Here is a 3,898-nt window from a genome sequence, read left to right as displayed (position 1 = left end):
CTGCGGCGCCCTGCGCGCCGCCCGCCCGGGCGCTGCGGAGCGGGGGTCTCGGTGAGGTTCGGCACGGCACCCCGGTCGAGGTCGGGCACCGGACGGCGCGCGCCGCGGCGCCGCGCGTCCACACCGGCGGCCGGGCCCCGTCACTCACCGGTGCGAATCGATGATGTCGCGAAAAGCGTAGCGAAAACCGTCGTGCGCCGTCCGTCCGGGAGCGAGTCCTGGTGAGATGTCCGAATTCGCGGTCTGTGGTTCAGCCGCCCGCGAGGCCGGCGAGATCGGTGAGGTCGGCGATCGAGGGCACCACCCGCGACGGCCGGTAGGGGAACCGCTCGACCTCCTCCGCGCGGGTCACCCCGGTCAGCACCAGGATCGTCTCCAGCCCCGCCTCGACGCCCGCGACGATGTCGGTGTCCATCCGGTCGCCGACCATCGCCGTGCTCTCGCTGTGCGCGCCGAGCACGTTCAGGGCCGTGCGCATCATCAGCGGGTTGGGCTTGCCGACGAAGTACGGCGCCACCCCCGTCGCCCGCGTGATCATCGCGGCGACCGCGCCGCAGGCCGGCAGCGAGCCCTCCGGCGACGGGCCGACCGGGTCGGGGTTGGTCGCCACGAACCGCGCGCCGCCGTCGATCAGCCGGATCGCACGGGTGATCTGGGAGAAGCTGTAGGTGCGGGTCTCGCCCAGCACCACGTAGTCGGGGTCGATGTCGGTCAGCACGAACTCCGCCTCGTGCAGCGCCGTCGTCAGCCCCGCCTCGCCGATCACGTACGCCGTCCCCTGCGGCCGCTGGTCGGCCAGGAACCGGGCGGTCGCCAGCGCCGACGTCCAGATCGACTCCGCGGGCACCCGCAGCCCCAGCGCCGCGAGCCGGGCCGACAGGTCGCGGCGGGTGTAGATGGAGTTGTTGGTCAGCACCAGGAACGGGGTCCCCGCGGCCGACAGCCGCTCGACGAACTCCGCCGCGCCGGGGACGGGACTGCCCTCGTGCACCAGCACGCCGTCCATGTCCGACAACCAGTACTCGATCGGCTTCCGTTCCGTCATGCCGCCATTGTCGCAGGTGAGGATCATCACCGTGACCACGGACGGAACGGGCGGGGCGCCCCGGTCCCCGAACCGGAGCGCCCCGCCCGCCGTCGCCGTCGCGGCGGCCGCCTCAGACGTTCACCCCGAAGTCGGACGCGATACCGGCCAGGCCCGAGGCGTAGCCCTGGCCCACGGCCCGGAACTTCCACTCGGCGCCGTTGCGGTACAGCTCGCCGAACACCATCGCCGTCTCGGTGGAGGCGTCCTCCGACAGGTCGTAGCGCGCGATCTCGTTGCCGTCGGCCTGGTTCACCACGCGGATGAACGCGTTGCGGACCTGCCCGAAGCTCTGCTGGCGGCCGTCGGCGTCGTAGATGGAGACCGGGAACACGATCTTGGAGACCTCGGCCGGGACCGTCGCCAGGCCCACCTTGATCTGCTCGTCGTCGCCCTCGCCCTCACCGGTGAGGTTGTCGCCGGTGTGCTCGACCGAGCCGTCGGGGCTCTTGAGGTTGTTGAAGAACACGAAGTGCTGGTCCGACAGCACCTTGTTCTCCGCCGAGCACAGCAGGGCGCTGGCGTCGAGGTCGAAGTCGGTCCCGGTCGTGGTGCGCACGTCCCAGCCCAGACCCACCACGACGGCGGTCAGTCCGGGAGCCTCCTTCGTCAGCGAGACGTTGCCGCCCTTGCTCAGACTGACTCCCACTGTGTCTACCTCCGAATCGGGCCGTCCGGGCGCCTGTCACCCGCACGGTCTGTAACGAGAACGGTAGCCATCCTGCCCTGGTTCCCCCGCCCGGTTGGCAAAGTCGCCGCACGGCGCGTCGCCCTCGCCGCCGGACGCCCAGGTCAGCGGCCCAGGAGCGCGGCGACGGGCGCGGTGATCGCGGCGGGCAGCTCGAACGCCGCCGCCAGCTCTCCCGCCCGCGGCGCCAGCTCGTCACAGGTCCGCCGCCGCAGCGCCCACACCTCGTCCAGCACCCCCGGCGGCACCACCCCCTCGTTCAGCAGGTCCGCCGCCCGGCGCTCCAGCCGGTCCAGCGCGTACAGGGTCAGGACGGGCCGCAGCGCCGCGGGCCCCGACTCCAGCGCCTCCGACAGGATCTCCAGCACCGTCCGCTCGGCGCACGCGGCGGCCGTCCGCGCCGCCAGGGCGAGGTTGTCGTTCCAGGCCGTGAACGCGTCCGCGCCGGCCCCGCGGGCCGCCTCCACCCGCCCGGCGAGCCGGTCGCGCGTCCGCCGCTCGGCCTCGCGCGCCAGGAACAGCCACACCCGGGGCGAGGACAGGTCCCCCTCGTCGGGCGGGCCCGGCTCGGCGGCGGGCGGGGCGTAGCGATCCAGATCCGCCATCGCGCGGGCCGTGTCGTAGAGGATCAGCTCGTTGTCGCCACCGGCGTTCAGGTAGGCGTGGGCGAGGCCGCGGTAGGCGTTCAGCCGCTCCACCGCCGCGAACCCCGGCGCGCCGCTGTGCACCCGGCACATCGACACCGTCTCGTGCGCCTGGGCGGTCACCGCCGCCTTCAGCAGCGCCAGGTCGCGGTCGACCGCCGACCACGGCGCCCACGCCGTGGCGGGGCCGCCCGCCTCCCCCGGCCGGCGCGCCCCGGACGCCTCCGCCGACGCGGGCCGCCCCTGCGCGTGCACGGCGACGGCGGTCAGCGCGTACGCCGACGCCAGCGCGCCCAGGACCGCCTCCCGCTGGTTGCGGTAGTCGGTCAGCGGACGCCGCGGCGCCAGCCGGCCCAGCGTGGTGCGCCCCGCCGAATGCGCCAGCAGCGTCCCCGCCGACGCGCGCGTGATGGCCGCCGACGCCGACACCACCGCCCGCCACACCGCGGGGGCGATCGCCATCGAGCGCGTCAGCCGCGCCGCCGGCGACCCGGCCGGGTCGTGGAAGACGCCGTCGGCGCCGATCCGGGCGCCGTCGCGCAGCCACGCCTCGTAGGGGACCCGCAGCCCGTCCAGCCGCACGGCCGCGTAGTCGATCTGCAGGCCGGTGGTCTCCGGGGCCGCGACCACGCTGACGCCCGCCGGGACGTGCCCGCCCGCCTCCCGCAGGGGCACCACGAACACGAACACCCCCCGCTCCCGGCCGCCGTGCACGAGCGTGGCGTACACCGCCGCGGTCTTGGGGACGCCCGGATGCGCGGTGCTCGTCGGGAACTTCGCGGCGTGCGCGTCGGGCGAGCTCAGCACGAACCCGCCCGCCGCGGCGTCGTACCGGGCGACGGTCCGGGGCGACAGATGGCTGTTGCTGCGCCCGACCTCGGTCATCAGCAGCGTCCCGAAGGAGTCCAGCGACTCCAGCGCCGCCCGCTCGCGCCGCGGCCCCTCCTGGCCGGCGCCGAACCGCAGGATCGGGCCGAGCGCCAGCGTGTAGTGCAGCAGCATGACGTGGAACAGGGCCGGGTCGGCGATCGCCGCGCGATCCAGCAGCGCGCACAGCGCGGGCGGGTCCTCCAGCAGCCGCGCCGCCGGCGGCGCCGCCCGCCCGGCGGCGCGCAGCCGCTCGTAGGTCAGCGCCTGGTGCTCGCGCGCGGTGAGCCCGTCGGGATAGCCGAAGAACTCCTCCGGGACGGCCGCGCGCAGCCGGGCGCGGGTCGCCTCGTCCACCGCCGTCCCGCGCACGAACGCGGTCAGGCCGCTCGCCTCGGCCGCGCGGCCCGCGTCCCCGCCGCCCTCCCCCCGCTCCGCGCCCGAGGCCGCGGCGACGCCCTGGCCGGTACCGATGTCAGCGCCCATCGACAAGCTCCTGTCCCTGCTCGGTGTCGGGGGTGATGCCGGGGGCGGACTTGCCGACCCGCCGCTCCTCGTCCGGGGGACCGCCCGGGGCGGGAACGACCGGCGGCGCGCCGAGCCCCGTGGCCACGG

At 75.4% G+C, this 3,898-nt stretch carries 3 protein-coding genes; all 3 read right to left on the bottom strand.

Annotated features, from left to right (window positions below; all coding sequences use genetic code 11):
* Window positions 1-250: 250 nt before the first annotated feature.
* Window positions 251-1,045 (bottom strand): HAD-IIA family hydrolase, encoded by a 795-nt coding sequence (locus E1291_RS39950; RefSeq protein ID WP_131743200.1) that lies wholly within the window; start codon window positions 1,043-1,045, stop codon window positions 251-253.
* A gap of 112 nt (window positions 1,046-1,157) precedes the next feature.
* Complete coding sequence (locus E1291_RS39945; protein ID WP_131743199.1) at window positions 1,158-1,733, bottom strand: TerD family protein; 576 nt, start codon at window positions 1,731-1,733, stop codon at window positions 1,158-1,160.
* A gap of 143 nt (window positions 1,734-1,876) precedes the next feature.
* The gene (locus E1291_RS39940; protein WP_131743198.1) at window positions 1,877-3,769 is read right to left on the bottom strand and encodes an acyl-CoA dehydrogenase; all 1,893 of its coding nucleotides are present in this window, start codon (window positions 3,767-3,769) and stop codon (window positions 1,877-1,879) included.
* Window positions 3,770-3,898: the final 129 nt, after the last annotated feature.

The sequence above is a fragment of the Actinomadura roseirufa genome, assembly GCF_900659635.1.
In the GTDB taxonomy this organism is placed as follows: Bacteria; Actinomycetota; Actinomycetes; order Streptosporangiales; family Streptosporangiaceae; genus Spirillospora; species Spirillospora roseirufa.
This window is presented reverse-complemented; position numbering and strand designations above follow the sequence as displayed.